This is a genomic window from Sorangium sp. So ce1335 (assembly GCF_051521615.1).
Taxonomy (GTDB): Bacteria; Myxococcota_A; Polyangia; order Polyangiales; family Polyangiaceae; genus Sorangium.
In genome coordinates this window covers 5,123,626-5,140,922 of record NZ_CP150363.1, presented here as the reverse complement: position 1 = coordinate 5,140,922, position 17,297 = coordinate 5,123,626, and the positions used below count along the sequence as shown (strand labels likewise).

General features: G+C 74.4%; 12 protein-coding genes. 7 read left to right on the top strand and 5 right to left on the bottom strand.

Annotated features, from left to right (window positions below):
* Positions 1 to 84: 84 nt before the first annotated feature.
* Together WMF24_RS18880 and WMF24_RS18875 are read right to left on the bottom strand one after the other, a co-directional pair.
* A complete protein-coding gene (locus tag WMF24_RS18880; protein WP_437737817.1) occupies positions 85 to 1,107 on the bottom strand; it encodes a hypothetical protein in 1,023 nt (340 codons plus the stop codon).
* A gap of 163 nt (positions 1,108 to 1,270) precedes the next feature.
* Positions 1,271 to 2,821, bottom strand: a complete 1,551-nt coding sequence (locus WMF24_RS18875; RefSeq protein WP_437737816.1) for a methyltransferase domain-containing protein — start codon at positions 2,819 to 2,821, stop codon at positions 1,271 to 1,273.
* Positions 2,822 to 2,977: 156 nt separating this feature from the next.
* Between WMF24_RS18875 and WMF24_RS18870 the strand changes: the two genes are divergently transcribed.
* Positions 2,978 to 4,528, top strand: a complete 1,551-nt coding sequence (locus WMF24_RS18870; protein WP_437737815.1) for an ATP-binding protein — start codon at positions 2,978 to 2,980, stop codon at positions 4,526 to 4,528.
* Positions 4,529 to 4,570: 42 nt separating this feature from the next.
* On the opposite strand, the gene WMF24_RS18865 is transcribed toward WMF24_RS18870, so the two are convergent.
* Positions 4,571 to 6,094 carry a sigma-54-dependent transcriptional regulator gene (locus WMF24_RS18865; protein WP_437737814.1) on the bottom strand — a complete coding sequence of 508 codons (1,524 nt, stop codon included), beginning with the start codon at positions 6,092 to 6,094 and terminating at the stop codon, positions 4,571 to 4,573.
* 120 nt (positions 6,095 to 6,214) lie between these two features.
* On the opposite strand from WMF24_RS18865, the gene WMF24_RS18860 reads away from it, so the two are divergent.
* From WMF24_RS18860 to WMF24_RS18835, 6 genes are all read left to right on the top strand, one after another.
* Positions 6,215 to 7,060, top strand: a complete 846-nt coding sequence (locus WMF24_RS18860) for an outer membrane protein assembly factor BamD (protein WP_437737813.1) — start codon at positions 6,215 to 6,217, stop codon at positions 7,058 to 7,060.
* Positions 7,057 to 7,371, top strand: coding sequence for a hypothetical protein (locus WMF24_RS18855; RefSeq protein WP_437737812.1), 315 nt, complete (start codon positions 7,057 to 7,059; stop codon positions 7,369 to 7,371). Before WMF24_RS18860 ends, WMF24_RS18855 begins: the two co-directional genes overlap by 4 nt.
* Before the next feature lie 95 nt (positions 7,372 to 7,466).
* Positions 7,467 to 7,946, top strand: a complete 480-nt coding sequence (gene greA / locus WMF24_RS18850; RefSeq protein WP_436609937.1) for a transcription elongation factor GreA — start codon at positions 7,467 to 7,469, stop codon at positions 7,944 to 7,946.
* Between the two features lie 71 nt (positions 7,947 to 8,017).
* A complete protein-coding gene (locus WMF24_RS18845) occupies positions 8,018 to 11,479 on the top strand; it encodes a sulfatase-like hydrolase/transferase (RefSeq protein ID WP_437737811.1) in 3,462 nt (1,153 codons plus the stop codon).
* A 31-nt stretch (positions 11,480 to 11,510) separates the two neighbouring features.
* Entirely contained in the window at positions 11,511 to 12,803 is a 1,293-nt protein-coding gene (locus tag WMF24_RS18840) for a tetratricopeptide repeat protein (protein WP_437737810.1), read from the top strand.
* Positions 12,790 to 14,061: an outer membrane protein assembly factor BamB family protein gene (locus WMF24_RS18835; protein ID WP_437737809.1), complete on the top strand. Its 1,272-nt coding sequence runs from the start codon at positions 12,790 to 12,792 to the stop codon at positions 14,059 to 14,061. Before WMF24_RS18840 ends, WMF24_RS18835 begins: the two co-directional genes overlap by 14 nt.
* A 935-nt stretch (positions 14,062 to 14,996) precedes the next feature.
* Here WMF24_RS18835 and WMF24_RS18830 read toward each other — a convergent pair.
* Positions 14,997 to 15,578 carry a GNAT family N-acetyltransferase gene (locus WMF24_RS18830; RefSeq protein WP_437737808.1) on the bottom strand — a complete coding sequence of 194 codons (582 nt, stop codon included), beginning with the start codon at positions 15,576 to 15,578 and terminating at the stop codon, positions 14,997 to 14,999.
* 72 nt (positions 15,579 to 15,650) lie between these two features.
* Complete coding sequence (locus WMF24_RS18825; RefSeq protein WP_437737807.1) at positions 15,651 to 17,261, bottom strand: hypothetical protein; 1,611 nt, start codon at positions 17,259 to 17,261, stop codon at positions 15,651 to 15,653.
* Positions 17,262 to 17,297 lie beyond the last annotated feature (36 nt).

Below are 17,297 nucleotides of genomic sequence, written 5' to 3'. Positions count from 1 at the left end.
CGACCCGCAGCGCCGGGCCCGCTGGTCGCGGACTTCAGGACGCCACGACAAATCGTACGCTCCCCGGAGAGCCGCCCGCAAGCGCTACTGTGGACAGAGACCGTTGATCTTGACCGCGCTCGCGGCGTACTCCCCGCCGAGCGTATAGGCGTCTGCGCAGTCGTCCGTCGCAGGCGAGTTTGTCGCGCTGCACCAGTCGCCCCTCAGCACGATCTGGTCGTTCTCATCGCGCTTGCAGGTATTGGGCATGCCACCCGTGCCGTATTCTCCGATATCGCCGGAGAGCACGACGCAGAGGCTCTGCCCCATCCCGATACCGGGGACGATCACCCGGTCGACCTCCTCCAGCGTGATGAAGGCGCTGAGCTTGCCGCCGTTGATGAACGCCGGGGGATCACCGTCCTGGCCGGGGAGGCAGGCGTTCTGCCGATCGAGCCCCTCGACGTTGTACCGGCCGATGCAGTTGTTGTCCGCCGACAGCGTCGCGTCGGTGAGCCGCACCTGGTGCAGGGGTAGGATGATCGGCTCCGGGGCCGTGTTCTCCTCGCCCGTATCCAGGAAGATCGGGACGTTGAGGGTCTCGGCCTCGCCGCTCCACGCGCCGTCGGTCAGGGGGGCGTCGATCTCGGTGGGCGCGATCTCGAACTCGCCGGCGGACATGTTCGCGAAGCAGTAGCCCTCGAGCGGATCGTCGGGGGGCAGCGCGCCGCCGGTGCGCAGCTTGCCGGTCGTCGTATCGAACTCGAGCAGCCAGGAGAAGGTGCCCGTGCCGTTCAGATTACACTGGGGCAAATTCATCGTTAACCCCTGGGCGACGAGGTTCGCGATATAGCCGCTCGCGAGCACGTCGGGCTTCGTGATCGTGAGCTGCGCCATGCGCAGCCCGAGCTTGGTCGCGCCGTGGTTGTCGTGGACGGCGATGCAGTCCGAGGCGACCGCCGTGCAGATCGGGTGCTTCGGCGAGCAGTCCTCGGTGGCCCCGCCGCCCGTCCCCCCGGACGAATTCGAGCTCGTCCCGCCGGGGTCGTCGCCCCCGCAACCCGCCATCGCGGCTGCGCCCGTCAGCGCGGACACACCCAGTACATAAACTGCCTTCAGAAACCGCATGTCGTGCCTCCTCCGGAGTTGAAAGGTGCGGAGTATAGGCGACCGCATTGCGATGACCATGCAGCGCGGCGACGGCGCACCGCGTCGCCATCGCTTCCTCTCCGTGACGCCATCTGGGCGCGCGTCGCGCGCGGTGGCGCATCCCGCGCGCGTCGCGCGCGGCCTAGCGGCGCTCGTAGCGGTCGCCGAGGCGGTCGCCCACGGGGAGCGCGCGCAGGAGGCGAATCATCGTCCACACGGTGCCGGCCAGCTTGCGCAGCTTCGAGGTGCCGACGCGCTCGTTGTAGTCGATGGGCATCTCCACCACGCGGTAGCCGCATTTGGCCGGGAAGAGCAGCGTATCGATGGGCAGCGCGTCGCCCTCGCCGTCGAAATCGAACGCGCGAATCACCGAACAGCGGTAAGCGCGCATGCCGCTGTGGACGTCCGAGGTTGGGATGCCGTGCATCGCGTGCGCCATCGCCGCAAAGGCGCGGTTGGCGAGGTAGTTCGGGACCGGCATGGCCGCGGGCCGCGCGCGGGTGCGCGCGCAGTTCACGACGTCCGCGCCCTCCTCCTCGACGAGCCGCCGGAGCACCGGGATGTTCTCGGCGGGGTAGGTGAAGTCGCAGTCGAGGTAGATGAGCAGCTCGCTCTGCGCGGCGGCGCTGTACATGAGCAGCTCCATCGCTGGCCCGTGCCCGCGCGGCGGCACCTGCCGGAGCACGCGCGCCCCGAGCCCGGCCGCGATCTCGGGCGTCCTGTCCCGCGTGGAGCTGTCGACGCAGAGGATCTCCGCGTCGGGCGCGGCCTTCCGGATCTCGCCGATCATGGCGCCGACGCTCTCCTCCTCGTCCATCGTGAGCATGCCGACGGTGAGCTTCATCCGGCGCGGGCGCGGCGGCTTCCTGGCGACGATCACGTGCTGGAACGCGAGCAGCCCGGGCGCGCGGCCCGCGACGACGTCCTCCAGCGGGCGGACGAGCGCCTGGTAGGCCTTGTAGGGGAGAGAGCGGGCGAGATCGGTCGGCTCCTCGCCCGCGCCCATGCCGCGCAGGATGAGGCCCTTTGCGGCGCGGACGAGCATCGGGTTCTGCTCGACGCGGAGCACCTCGAGCCCCGCGCGCTCGACGAGCCGGATCGCCGAGTCGCGCGTGAAGAAGCGCAGGTGCGTGTCGTCGAGGATGCCGCTCGGCTCGTAGTCGAAGCGCCCGGCGAGCAGGCCGAGGCGCACCGGCCAGGCCGCGACGTTGGGGAGCGAGACGATGACCTGGCCGTCCTCCTCGAGGTGCGGCAGGAAGCGGCAGAGCACGGCGAGCGGGTCGGCCGTGTGCTCGAGGACATCGGCGAACAGGAGCAGGTCGAAGCGCCGGTCGCCGAGCGCCTCGCGCACGGCGGCGTCGCTCGTGATGTCGGCGGCGAGGACCTCGTCGAGCACCGCCCCGGCGCGCGCGATCGACCCGGGCGCGATCTCGATCCCGGTCACGCGCGCGCCCGTGCGCTTGACCGCAGCGCCGTTGAGGCCGATCCCGCAGCCCACGTCGAGCACCGTCCGCGGCCGGCCGGCAACCGCCACGAGGGCCCGGTTCACCTCCTCGACCGCGTACTTGCGGCCGGCGGGGGCCTCGGGCGCGGCGCGGTGCGGGGCCACGGGGGCCGGGTCGCCCTCGCCCTCGGGAGGGCGCGGCCCTCGAGCTTCCCCGTCTCCTCGCGCGTGGCCGGGCTCGGCGTTCACGCGCGGCTACTTAGCACGCTTCTCCCAGGCAGCGCTGAATTCGCGGGGGTTGCGTCACGAGCGCGAACGGCGTTGCGGGCGAGGGGAGTCCGCGCTTCAGTTACCGTTGTCGGGGAACTCCTTCCGACGGAACGGCTTTGCACGGACGGCGCGCCGATGAGCAACGGACGAACGTCGAGAGACCCGGTGGAGCACGGCGCGTTGCTGGCGGCCGGATCGCCCGCGGGGCTCTACGTCATGTCGCTCGACGGCCGCCTCGTCGACTGCAACGAGGGGCTCGCCCGGCTGCTCGGCTACGGCTCGCGCGAGGAGGCGCTCGCGGCGGCCGATCTCGTCCTCGGCGGGTGCGTGGCGGGCGGCGCGGGCGCGAAGCCGCCGGCGTCGACCGGCGCGATCGAGAGCTGCCTCGCGCGCCGCGACGGCTCGACGGTCCGCGTGATGCGGACCGAGGCGCTCACCGAGGCGGGCGGGGAGCGGCGGGTCGTCGGGGCCGTCGTCGACCTCTCCTCGTCGCGCTGCTCCGACGACCGCCGGCGCGAGCTCTCGGAGGAGCTGCGCCAGGCGCAGAAGATGGAGGCGGTGGGGCGGCTCGCGGGCGGAATCGCTCATGATTACAATAACTTGCTCGCGATCATCCTGAACTACACGAGCCTCGTGATGGAGGAGCTCGACGAGCGGAGCCCGGTCCAGAAGGACCTCGCCGAGATCAAGCGCGCCGCGCAGCGGGCGGCGTCGCTCACGCGGCAGCTGCTCACGGTGAGCCGGCGGGGGCTCGCGCAGCCGGTCGTGCTCGATCTGCGGGACGTCGTCCGGGGGATGGACGGCGCGCTCCGCGCCGCGGTCGGCGGCGCGGTCGAGCTCGCGATCGCGCTCGGCCCGTCGGGCTGCCGGGTGCTGGCGGACGCGGGGCAGCTCGAGCAGGTGGTCATGAACCTCGCGCTCAACGCGCGCGACGCGATGCAGGACGGCGGCAAGCTGTCGATCGAGGCGCGCGCGGTGCGCGTCGGCGCCGCGGGGAGCCTGCACGACGCGCACCCGGCGATCCCGCCCGGCCGGTACGCGCGCCTCGTCGTGCGCGACACCGGCAGCGGCATGAGCGACGACGTGCGCACGCGCGCCTTCGAGCCGTTCTTCACGACGAAGCCGAGGGGGAAGGGGACGGGCCTCGGGCTCGCCACCGTGTACGGGATCGTCAAGCAGTGGCGCGGCCACATCGAGCTCGCGTCGCAGCCAGGGCAGGGCACGCGCGTCGAGATCTACCTGCCCCTGGCGGCGGCGCGGCCGGCGTCCTCGCGGCGCGGGCGGGCGTCCCGCGCCGCGCCGGGCCCGGGCGAGGGCGGGACGGTGCTCGTCACCGACGACGAGGACGCGGTGGTCACGCTCGCGAGCCGGATCCTCGCGCAGGGCGGCTACACGACGCTGACGGCGCGCGGCCCGCGCGAGGCGCTGCGCGTCTGCGAGGCGCAGCGCGGGCGCATTGACCTCCTGCTCACCGACGTGCTCATGCCCGAGATGTCGGGCTGCGAGCTCGCCGAGCGCCTCGCGGAGCGCAGGCCGGACATGAAGGTGCTGTTCATGTCCGGCTACACGGGCGACGCGCTCGAGGGGCGGCGCGGCGCGCGGCCCGACGCGGCGCTGCTGGCGAAGCCGTTCACGGCCGAGTCGCTCCTCCGGGCCGTCCGCAAGGCGCTCGAGGGCGCCCCGTAGGCGGGCGCCCGGCGTCGCTGCGCGCCGCGTGGGCAGGCGCGGCTACGGCGCCTCGCCCCGCTTGATGCCGTACGCGCGGATCTTCTTGTGCAGGTTCGTGCGCTCCACGCCGAGCACCACGGCCGCGCGGGAGATGTTCCAGTCGAGGCTGCCCAGCACCTCGACGATGTACCGGCGCTCGGCGCGGTCGCGGAACTCGCGCAGCGTGAGGCGAGGACGCTCCGGCTCGTTCCGGGCCGCGCCCGCGGGCGGCTCGGCCGCGCCGGGCGGCGGGGGCGCGATCGACCCCTCCCCGGCGGCCCCCTGCGCGTCGTCCTCGAACGGGTTCTCGTGCGGATCCTCCGGCAGATCCGCGATGGTGACGACGTCCCCCGAGAGGATCGCCGCGCGCTCGATCACGTTCTTCAGCTCGCGGACGTTGCCCGGCCAGCTCCGGCGCTCGAGCGCCGCGTAGACCACCGGGTCGATCGTCTTCTGCTTGAGGCCGTTCTCGTTGCAGAACGCCGCCATGAACGCGTCGGCGAGCGCGCGCAGGTCCTCCATGCGGTCGCGCAGCGCGGGGCTCTTGATCGGGAACACCGCGAGGCGGAAGAAGAGGTCCTCGCGGAAGCGCAGCGCGGCGACCTCGCGCGACAGATCCTTGTTCGTCGCGGCGAGCACGCGGACGTCGACGTGCCGGCTGTGCTCGCTCCCCACGCGGCAGATCTCGCCCGACTGGAGGGCGCGCAGCACCTTGGCCTGCGCGGCGAGGTCCATGTCGCCGATCTCGTCGAGGAACAGCGTGCCGCCGTGGGCCTGCTCGAAGAACCCCCGCTTCGGCCCGCTCGCCCCCGTGAACGCGCCGCGCTCGTGCCCGAAGAGCTCGCTCTCGATGAGCTCACGCGGGATCGCCGCGCAGTTGACGCGCACGAAGGGGCCCCGCGCGCGCGGCGACAGCCGGTGGATGGCCCGGCTGATGAGCTCCTTGCCGGTGCCGCTCTCGCCCGTGATGAGCACGCTCGCCTTCGTGGGCGCGACGCGATCGATCTCCTTGAACAGCCGCTGCATCGCGGCGCTCTGGCCGATCATCTCGTAGCGCGACTGCACCTGCGCCTTCAGGTCCTCGACCTCCCGCGCGAGCCGCGAGTTCTGGAGCGCGTTCTTGACCCCCACGAGGACGCGCTCGCGGTTGAGCGGCTTCTCGAAGAAGTCCGAAGCGCCGAGCTTGATCGCCTTCACGGCGTCGTTGACGGTCGCGTGGCCGCTGATGACGATCACCGGGAGCTCGCGGGTCGCGTCGTCCTGGCGGACGCGCTGGAGCAGGTCGAGGCCGTTCATGCCGGGCAGGAGCAGGTCGACGAGGGCGAGGTCGACCGGGCTGTCGCCGTGCGCGAGCAGCTCCAGCGCCGCCTCGGCGCTCGGGGCCTCGGCGACCTGGTACCCCTCGCCCTGCAGCACCAGCGCCAGGGTGCGGCGGATGTTGCGCTCGTCGTCCACGACGAGGACCGTGGGCGCGGCGGCGCCGCCCGGGTGCAGCGTCGGCGACGATGCCGCCGGAGGAGGGGACGCCGGAGAGGAAGCGGGCATGGCGTCGACCATACCCCAGCTCCGCCGCGCGCCACGACGCGGGAGCAAAGGCGCGCGCGGCCGGGCTCCGCGGCGGAAGCCCTGGCGCGCCGGCGCCGGATTGGGTACGAGGCGTGCTCGATGAGACCCTCCGCCGCCGTCCTCGCCGGGTGCCTCGCTGCCCTGGGCGGGCTCGTGGGCTGCGACTTCGAATTCAACGACGGTCGCACGGCCACCTTGACGTATACCGAGGACGCGCGCGCCGCGTACAACGAGGCGATGGCCGCCTTCCAGGCCAAGGACTGGGAGGACGCGCGCGCCCTCTTCACGGAGCTGAAGCGGCGCTTCGCCTACAGCCGCTACGCGCGGCTCGCCGATCTCCGCATCGCCGACCTCGATTTCGAGCAGGGAAAGTACCCGGAGGCGATCGCGGCGTACCGCGCGTTCATCCAGGAGCACCGGACGGATCGGAACATCGAGTACGCGAAGTACAGGATGGCGAAGGCGCTCTTCCTTGACATCGACGACACGGTGTTCCTGCCGCCGGCCGAGGAGCGCGATCAGGCGACGACGATCGAGGCGCACCGGGAGATCCGGACGTTCCTCCGGCAGTTCCCGCGCAGCCGCTACCGCGAGGACGCGGCCTACATGCTCGAGGTCGTGACGGGGCGGCTCGTGCGGCACGAGCTCTATGTGGCGCGCTACTATCTCAAGGAGGACGCGTTCGAGGCGGCGCTCGCGCGGATCGACTACGCGCTGAAGACGTTCCCGGGCTCCGGGCTCGACCCCGAGGCGCTCGTCCTCAAGGGCGAGACGCTCCTCAAGATGAAGAAGCGCGACGAGGCGCGCGCGGTGTTCGAGTCGGTCATCCGGGACTGGGGCGGGCCGTTCGCCGTGACCGCGCGGCGGTTCCTCGACGAGATGGGCCCCGGCCGCGCGCCCGCCAAGGCGGCGTCGGCCCCGGCGCGCTCGAGGCCGCGGCTGTGACGCAGACCGGCGGCCGGCCGTCCTCCGGCGCGCGGTACGTGCTGGAGCAGACCGACGCCGGGGGCGCGCCGGGCGAGTTCGTCTACCGCGGCCTCGTGCGGCTCCCGGACGCGGACGTCCCGGTCGAGGTGCGCGTCGCCGAGGCGAGCGGCGCGGCCACCGCGACGGTGGACGCCGGCGCCGTGCCGCCCGGCGGGCCGCGCCCCGAGGACCTCTCCCGGACCGCGGCGGCCCTCGTCCGGAGCGCGACAAAGTCCGCGGACGCCCACGCGCGACGGCCGCCCCGGAAGATCGTGCGCTGGCGGGGGTAGGGAGCCCCGGCGGCCCCGGCGGTCGGCGCCTTCCGCGCTCGCGCGGCCTGGCACCGTCGTCTCCCGGCCGGGAGCCATGCTAAAAGCGTCCCACCATGTCCTCCGAGAAAGTACCGATGACGCCCGAGGGGCAAGCGCGGCTCCGTGAAGAGATGCGACGGCTGAAAGAGGTCGACCTACCGCAGGTCGTCAAGGACATCGGAACAGCCCGAGAGCACGGAGATCTCTCCGAGAACGCCGAGTACCACGCCGCCAAGGAGCGGCAGGGTATGATCGTGGCCCGCATCAGCTACCTCGAGCAGACGCTCTCGCGCGCCGAGGTGATCGATCCGTCGAAGCTGAGCGGCAGCAAGGTCCAGTTCGGCGCCAAGGTGAAGCTCGCGAACGTGGACACGGACGAGGAGCAGAGCTTCCAGATCGTCGGGCCCGAGGAGGCCGATCTGAAGGTCGGCCGCATCTCCGTCGCCTCCCCGCTCGCGCGCGCGCTGCTGGGCCATGAGGTCGGCGAGGAGGTCCGGGTGATGATGCCGGCCGGGCCGCGCACGTACGAGATCCTCGAAGTCTCCTACGCATGACCGATCGCAACGGGCCCGCTCCGATGCGCCCGCGGGGCCATGGGGGCGCCGGCCGCCACCCGGGGGGCTCCGTGCCCCCCGGTCGAGGCACCCTGAGCAGCCGCCCTGACGCGACGGCCGCCGCGGAGGCGCTCGCGGGCGCCTCCGCCCAGGGCGCGCTCGGCCACCGCGCTCCGGCGGCGCCGCGGCCGCACGCCGGCCCGTCGCGGCCGTCCACGCCGGCCCCGGCGCCGAGCCGCGCCGCATTCGCGAGCGGCAGCTCCGACGCCCCGCCGCGGAAGCTGGAGACCGAGATCGGGTGGCGCATGGCGGACGCCTACCTCGCGCTGGCGGCGCTCGCGCTCGCCGAGCTCGTCGTCGTCGGCGCCCTGCGGTGGCGAGAGCTCGTCGGCCCGTACGAGCTGAGCCGCGCCGCCCGCGATCTCCTGCCGCTCGCCCTCGCGGCCGCGGCGCCGTGCGCCGCCCTGCTCGGGGCCGTGCTCGAGATCGTCATGCGCGCCGAGCGGCGCGGGTTCCGCGCCGTGGCCGCGCTGATCGCCGGCGCGTTCGGCGGCGCGGTGGGCTTCGGCGTCTCGGCCGGCCGCATGTTCGAGGGGGGCCGTCGGGCGCCGTTCGTCGCGGCGCTCGCGCTCCTCGCGGCCGGCGCGACGTTCGCGCTGGCGCCGCGCGTCGCCCGCGCCCTGAAGCGGGCGCGCGCCGTGGCCTCCGGCCGGTGGCTCCTCGTCGCCGCGATCTGCGCGGTCGCGCTGCTCGAGGTCGCGAACGCGCGCGTCCTTCCGCGGCTCTATGCCGCCTTCCACCTCGGGCTCGCGGCGCTGACGCTCGCGGCGGCGGCCTTCGCGACCCCGGCGCTGCCCGTGCGCGCGGCGGGCGGCGGCGGCGAACGCGAGCGGCGCGATCAGCGCTCGCCCAGGCTCGTGCGCGCCGCGCTCGCCCTCGTCCTGTTCGCGTTCGGCGCCGCGCTCGCGCCCGGCGCCGCCGACAGGCTCGCGCTCGCGGACAACATCCGGCTCATCTACGCGACGCACGGCCCGCTGCTCGGCCACGTGGTCGAGCTCGCGGCGGCGCTCTCGCCGCCCGAGCCGCTCGACGCGGCGCCGCTCGACGAGCGCGCCAGCGGCCACGCGATCGACCTGCGGGGGCGCGACATCGTGCTGATCAGCATCGACGCGCTGCGCGCCGATCACGTGGGGGCGTACGGCTACGGCCGGAACATCACGCCGAACCTCGACCGCCTCGCGGCCGAGGGCGTGCGCTTCGACGCGGCGTACACGCCGACGCCGCACACCTCGTACGCCGTGTCGTCGCTCATGACGGGCAAGTACATCCGCCCGCTCGTGCTGCAGGGGCTCGGGGAGGACTCCGAGACGTTCGCGCAGCACCTCCGCCGCTACGGCTACAAGACCGCGGGCTTCTACCCGCCGGCGGTGTTCTTCATCGACGGCGAGCGCTTCGGCGCGCTGCGGGATCGGGCGCTCGATTTCGAGTACCAGAAGATCGAGTTCGCGAGCGCCGAGCTCCGGGTGGAGCAGGTGCGGACCTACGTCGCCGGGCTCGCGCCGGATCAGCGCGCGTTCCTCTGGGTGCACCTCTTCGAGCCGCACGAGCCGTACGAGGCGCACCCCGAGCACCCGCTCGGCGACCGCGACATCGACCGCTACGACGCCGAGATCGCCGTCGCCGACGCGGGCGTCGGCGCGATCGTGGACGAGATCCGCAGGGGCCGGCCGAACGCGGTCGTGATCGTCACGGCCGACCACGGCGAGGAGTTCGGCGAGCACGGCGGGCGCTACCACGGGACGACGGTGTACGAGGAGCAGGCGCGCGTCCCGCTCATCGTGAGCGCGCCCGGCCTGCTCTCGCCCCGCGCGGTGCAGGCGCCGGTGCAGCTCGTGGATCTCCTGCCGACAGTGCTCGCGGGGCTCGGCATCCCGCGGCCGGCGCGCGTGCGCGGGGCCGATCTCGGCCCGCTGCTCGCGCGCGGCGACGAGGCGGCGCAGCAGGCCGAGGCGGCGCCGCCGGGCGCGCCGCCCGCGCTGCCGGGCTTCGCGTTCTCCGAGACCGACACGCAGACGCTGCTCGCCAAGGGCACGCTGCGGCTCGTCTGCGCGCGCAAGATCGGCGCGTGCGCGCTCTACGACGTGGCGACCGATCCGCGCCAGGCGCAGGACATCTCCGCGCTGCGGCCCGCGGAGCTCGGCGCGATGCGGGCGGAGCTGCGCGCGGTCGAGGCGTCGCACGGGCGCTACGAGGTCCGCGGCCTCCGCAAGGAGGGCAAGGGCTGGCCCGACGCGCTCCGCCGCGGCATCGCGGGCGACGCCGACGCTGTCGTCGAGGTCGCGGCGCTGCTCGACGACGCCGACGTGGCGATCCGCCGCAAGGCGGGCGAGGTGCTCTTCGATCTGCGCCGCCCCGAGGCGGCGCCGTCGCTGCGGCTCGCGCTCGTGCGCGACGAGGACGACGAGGTGCGGCGCTGGGCCGCGCTCTCGCTCACGCGGCTCGGCGAGGGCGCGCCGCTCACGCGCGATCTCGTCGTCGATCCCGATCGCAAGTGGCGCCGCCTCGCGGCGCTCGCGCTGGCGGAGTCGGGCGATCGCCGCGGCGACGACGTGCTCGTCGCGTGGCTCCGGCAGGCGGTCCGGGGCCCCGAGCAGGACGGCGGCGCCGCCGATCCGGCCGAGGTGACGCCGTTCGAGCGGGCGCGCGAGATCATCGACGCGCTCGCGAAGATCCGGGTGAAGGCCGCGCTGCCGCCGCTCATCGCGGCGCTCGGCGACGTGCGGCTCCGCCCGTACGCCGCCGCCGCGCTCGCCGCGATCGGCGAGGACGCCGCGCGGCCGGCGCTCGCCGAGCGGCTGAGCCAGGAGCCGTACCAGACCGCGCGCGTCGCGATCGCGGAGGCGCTGGTGAAGCTCGGCGCCGGCCCGGAGCTCCGGGCGCCGCTCCTGCGCATGCTGGGCACGCCCGATCCGCTGCCGGGCGGGCTCGGCTTCGCGTTGCGGGCCGACATCCTCGACCTGCTCGGCGGCCCGCGCGAGCGCGATCTCGGCCGGCTGCGCCGCTTCGCGAAGAGCGGCGTCGGCCTCGGCGTGGTGATCCCGAAGGCGGGCAACGGCAAGGGCGTGCGCGTCCTCTGCCGCGCCCGGACGGACGACGGCCGCCCCGGCGAGGTGCGCTTCGGCAGCCCGAAGCGCGGCGCGCGCCCGCCGAAGCGGGACGGCGCGTCCATCGTCCCGGCCAGCGCGCCGGAGCTCGACGCGGACCGCGCGGTCACGCTCGTCGTCCCGCCGGGGAGCGAGCCGACCGAGGCGTTCGCGACGCTGCCGCCCGCGACGGGCGCCCAGCCGGGCAGCTACGCCGATTTCGTTGTCTACGCGACCCAGAACGTCGAGGTGTTCGCGTGCGCGGTCGTCCCGCTGAGCGACGAGATCCCGCCCCCGCCGCCCGCGCCCTGGTCGCCCGGCGACGCCGGCGCCGGTGATCATGGGGCTTCGCCGCCGCGGTCGGGCGACGCGGCTCACCGGCCAGATTGACGCCGCAGGCCGCGAGACTAGAGTCCGCCGCGTGTCGGACAAGGACCGAGAGAAGGCCGAAGAGAATACCGCGCGGACTGACGAGGGCGCTGCCGCGCGGAGCGATGGCGACGACGACGGGGCTGCGGAGGCGGCCCCGGCGCGGCCACCTCGCGGCGCTCCGGTGAAGGACGCCGGCGACGAGGGCGGCGACGAGGCTGCGCAGCGGGTCGCCGAGGCGCTCGGCGTGGCCGAGGAGGACGAGGCCCCCGCCGCGGACGCGGCGGGGGGCGAGGCCGTGGAGGCGTCGCCGAACCGCGCGGCCCGCCGCCGCGAGGAGGCCACCGCGCGCCGCCGCAAGAAGAAGTCGACGGGCGAGGAGCTGCCCAAGGACAAGAACGCCCGCGCGAAGGAGCTGCTCGCGCGCCGCAGGGAGCAGGCCGAGGGGCGCCGCCCCGTCCAGCTCCTGCCGGGCGAGATGGTCGAGGACGCGCTCACCCGCATGAGCACCGGCGCTGGCCGGTGGATCAAGAAGAACTTCCACATCGTCCAGTGGGGCGTGCTGGCGGCGATCGTCGCGACCGGCGGCGTGCTGTTCTACCTGTCGCACGCCGACAAGAAGGACGCTGTGTCGTCGTCGGCGCTCGCGAGCGCGGTGGCGGCGGACCGGGGCAGGGTGCTCGCCGAGGACACGCGCACCGACGAGGAGAAGGAGCTCGACGTCACGAGGACCTTCAAGAGCGCGGAGGAGCGATCGGACACCGCGCTCGCCGCGTACAACAAGGTCATCGACGAGCACGGCGGCACCGGGCCGGCGATCCTGGCGAAGCTCGGGCAGGCCGGCGTCCTGCTCGACAAGAAGGACTACGCGCACGCGCTCGACGCCTACAGCGCCGTGGCCTCGTCGCCGCTCGCCGGGGCCGATCCCGACGTGAAGGGGCGCGCCATCGAGGGCATCGGCTTCGCGAAGGAGGGCAAGGGCGATCTCGACGGCGCGCTCGCGTCCTTCAAGGAGCTCGAGGCGATCGACATGAAGGGCTACAAGGAGCTCGCGCTGTATCACCAGGCGCGGATCCACCTGGCCAAGGGCGAGACCGACAAGGCGAAGGAGCTGCTCAAGAGCGCGCACGAGAAGCTGCAGGCGCCGTCGCCGGACGGCCGCTCGTTCCAGTTCCTCGAGGCGGTCGTCGAGGAGATGCTGCGCAAGATCGATCCGGCCGCCGCGCCGCCCCGCGCCGCGTTCGGCGGCCCGAAGGGCCAGGCGATGACGCCGGAGGAGATCGAGCAGCTCATCCGCCGGGCGCGCGAGAGCGCGGAGAAGAAGGCGGGCGATGCGCAGCAGTAGCCGCGCCGCGGGCGTCGCGCTCGTCGGGCTGGGTCTCGCGTCGCTCGGCGGCTGCGGCAACCTGGGCGTCGCCGCGGCGCCCGACGCGCCGCTCTGGCTGCACCACCCGGGCAGCGCGCTCGGCATCACGATGCGCCGCGATCTCACCGCCGAGACGCGCAAGGTCGGCGAGGCGTACGAGCGCGGCCGCCCCGAGATCGACGTGGCGCACCGGCGCATCTTCGTGGGCTCGAGCGATCACGGCCTGTACGCGGTGCGCGCCGACACGAGCGACGTCCTCTGGCGCTTCGAGACGGTCGGCCCGGTGCAGAGCGAGCCGCTCTACGACGCCGCGTCGGATTCGGTCTACTTCGGCTCGAACGACGGCGCGCTGTACAAGGTGCGCGCCTCGGACGGCAAGCTGCTGTACCGCTTCATGACCAACGCCGAGGTCACGCGCCGGCCGGTGCTGCGCGACGGCGTGGTCTACGTGACGAACGCGAACGACACGCTGATCGCGCTCGACGCGGCGACGGGCGCGATGCGGTGGCACCAGCACCGGACGCCGGCGTTCGGGATGGAGGTCTCCGGGCACGCCGGCCCGGCGCTCGGGCGGGACAAGGTGTACACCGCGTTCTCCGACGGGGTCGTGATGGCGTACGACCTCAAGAACGGGTCCGAGCAGTGGGCGCTCGTCGATCTGGCGGCCGAGGCCGAGCAGAGCGCGGGCGGGCAGACGCCGAAGTACCTCGACACGGACACCACGCCGGTCCTCGGTCGGATCGCCTCGGGCGACGTGGTCTTCGTGGCGGGCTACGCGGGCGGGGTGTTCGCGCTCGACGCCGAGAACGGGACCCGGGCCTGGGTGAACGAGGCGGCGGTCGGCGTCACGGAGCTCGTGCTGTGGCAGCAGCCGGCGCACCAGCCTCGGAGCGGCGGCGGCCCGGTGGTGCCCGAGCGGACGGTGCTCCTCGCGTCTTCCGGTTCGACCGGCCTATGGGCCCTCGATCCCGAGGACGGCCGCACGATCTGGCGCCGGGAGCTGCCCGACGGCGGCATCTCGGCCCCGGTGCCGTTCGCGGGGGCGCTGCTTGTGACGACCACGCGCTACGGGATCTTCCTGTTCTCGCCGCTGGACGGGGCCGTGATCGACGGCATCGAGACCGGCGGCGGCATCGCGATGACGCCGGCCGCCTACGGCCGGCGCGCGTTCGTCCTGACCAACGGCGGCGCGCTTCTCAGCCTCGACGTCGAGACGCCGCCGGTGCCGAAGGGCTGAACGCCCGTTCTGGGGAACGGCGGGGACGGCGGGACGCTGGGCTGAAGGGGGGGCGCACGGAGGCGCGCCCGGGAAGCCGCGGCGGCGGGCGCGTAGCTACGTTCGCGGGGGCGACGGGCGGGCCGGGTGGAGCGCTCGCGGTGGGGGGGCGGCGGGAACGCGCAGGCCGAAGGCCGACCCGGGTTGAGCGCGACGGAAGCGGACCCGCGGCGGCCCCGGGTTGCGGTGCGCCCGAGGTGACGGCGCGCGCGTCGGGGCCAGCGATAACCGCGTCCACGTGCTCGGATTTGCTCCCGAAACCGGCGTGAGGCCCCCCTGCCCCGGTGCTGACCTTGGATCGCATAAGAAACATTATGTCAACTAACGCCCCAGGCGGTGTTCGAGACGCTCCGGCCCAGCCGCCCCGGGTCGGTCCGGTCCGCGGCCCGACCTCGGTCGGTCACCACCGGCATCCGGGCGCGTCCCGGACCAAGGGCTCCGTCCCGGCCCACGGCTCAACCCCGGTCGGTCAGTCGCCGGTCCCGTCACCTCAACCTCGGTCGGCCCAGCCTCGGCCAGCCAATCCGGGTCGGTTACCTCAACCCGGGTCGGTCGCCCCACCCCGGGTCACCCCACCCCGGTCCCGGACCTCAACCTCGGTCGGCCACCCCAGCGGTCGGCCCGTCCACGTTCGGTCCGACGCCGGGTCGGTCACCTCAACCCGGGTCGGTCACCTCAACCTCGGTCGGCCACCCCAGCGGTCGGCCCGTCCACGTTCGGTCCGACGCCGGGTCGGTCACCTCAACCCGGGTCGGTCACCTCAACCCGGGTCGGTCACCTCAACCCGGGTCGGTCACCTCAACGTCGGTCAGTACCGCAACCTCGGTCAGCGCCCCCGCCGCGAGCGCCGCCCTCAGACCGCCGCCGGCTTCCTGCTACCGGCCGGCTCACCCGGCTCAGCCACCGCCGCCGTCCTCGCCCGGCTCCCCTGACGCCCTCAGCGGAATTTTCGCCCACAGGACGACCTCGCCCGCTCGATCCAGCGGCTTCCCGGACGCCTCCTGCTCGCTGCCCCACGCGCGCACCTTCGCCGGCGCGTCGTCGCCGAGCGGCGCGAACCCCGCCTTCCTGTAGAAGGCCTGCGCCCAGCTCGCCTTCTCCCTGGAGCGCAGCACGACCTGCTCCATCCCGAGCTCCCGCGCCCGCTCGTGGAGCTCCTCGAGCAGCCGCGTGGCGATGCCGCGCCGCTGGTGATCCGGGTGCACCGAGAGCTCCTCCAGGTACGCGACCCCTGGCGCCTCGTCGCGCCACGCCAGGTAGCCGACCACCTCGTCGTCCGCCTCCGCGACGCGCACGTCGTGCCGCCGCGTCAGCGCGATGAGCTCCGAGAGCGTCCGCGCCGGCACCTCCGCCGCGTCGAAGCCGATCTCGTGGTACATCGCCGTGCAGGCCTGCTCCAGCGCCACGAGCGCCGGTAGCTGGGCCTCCTGCAGCCCCGTCATGCGGATGCGCTTCGGCGCCGTCCGATCGTCATGCATGCCCCGAGGCTACCGCGCGATACGCGGATCACCCCACTTCTTGCCGAACTTGCGCCGCGCCCCCGCGGCGGCTCAGCCTCGTAGCTGGAGCAGCCGCGCGATCGTCTCGCCGTCCCCGGGGCTCAGCGGCACGAGGATCCCGAGCGCCGCGCCCCGCGGCGGAGCGTTCCTCCCGTCCATCGGGACGAGCCGCAGCTCCCCCGTGCTCGAGATGCCGATCACCGCCACCCGCAGCGCCGGCAGCGGCTCGATCTGCGACGCCGGCAGCCTCGGCGGCGGCGCTTGCCATTCCCCCTCGTAGGGCGCATCGCTCCACGACGCATCCACCGCGGCGGTCCCGCGGTCGTCCGCGGCGGCGCGCGCACAGGCGGCCGCCTTCGCGTCGGCGCCCTTGGCCGGCGTCGCCCCCGCGAGCTCCCCGGTCGCCAGCGTCGACTCGCCCTGCGGGTCCTCCGCGGCGCCGCCGTCGTCGTCGTCCGGCTCGGCTTCGGTCCAGCCGCCGCGCTCGTCGGACCCGTTGGGCTCCGCCCGCAGCTCCGGCGGAGCGGCGGCAGAGCCCTCGCCGTCGCCCGCCATCTGCTCGAGGCCGAGCATCGGCGTCTCCTCGTCGAGGTCCTCGATCCGGTGCTCCATGAGCACCCGCTGCTCCTGCGGCGTCAGCGGCCGGCGCGTGGTGCCCTCATCGTCGCCCTCGGGCCAGAGCCGCGGGCGCCGCTCGGTCGCCTCCTGCGACGAGGCCGCCCCGACGACCGGGCTCCCCACCAGCCGACCGCCGGGCCCCACGGCGATGTTCGTCGGCACCGTCTCGCGCTGATCCGCCGGCGGATCCACCTCCGTCGCGTGCTGCTCGTCGCTCGTGCCCTTGAGCGCGACGCCCGCACCCCGGCCCGTGCGCACGCTCGCGGCCGGGAGCTTGACCACGGGCACCTCCTCGGTCACCGCGGTGGTCGACGACACCCGCGTCTGGGCCGACGAGAAGCCGGCGATCGCACGCCCCTTCGGCGCGGCCGTCGAGGCGGTCCCCCCCGCGGGGCCGCCGGCCGTCGCGGCCGTGGGACGCGCCGGGAGCGCCGGCGGCGGGCCGGGCGTGCGCCCCGACGGCGACAGCTGCGTGGGGGTCATCGCGCGCCCGGCCGCTGACTTGACCGGCATCGGGGTACGTTCGGGGGCGGCCGGCGCCGGGCGTGCCGCCCCGGACGCGGGCGCGCCGACAAGCGGCGCCCGCTTCACGGCCGACGGCGAGCTCGCGCCGGCGCCGCCGCGCTCCACCCGCCCAGCGTCCGCGCCCGCCGGCCCTGGCGGCCGCGACGGCTGCGCCGCCGGCCCCGAGGCGCCCGGCCTGGGCGGCGGCGCGCTCGCCCCCGCGGGAGGAGCGCCCGGCGCCTGGGGAGGCGCGCTCAGGGGCGCCTTCGGCGGCACGCTCCCGGCGGTCGGCGGCGCCTCCGCGGCCGCCGCGGGAGGCGCATCGATCTTCTGCGCGACCTCCGCGGCGGCCTTGAAGAGCTCGAGGGCGCGCAGGTCGGCGTTGGCGTCCGAGGCCTGCTCCGCCGCGCGGCGCAGCCACCTCAGCGCTTCCTCGCGCTCGCCGCGCGCCCACAGGGCGGTCGCTGTCGACAGCGCCCAGTGCACGTCTTCGTCGTCTTCGTCGTGCGGCGGCGGGATGGGGCGCAAATTGGCTTCCATGAGGCCTCGTCGAGCAGGTCGCTCCCCCTGTACCAC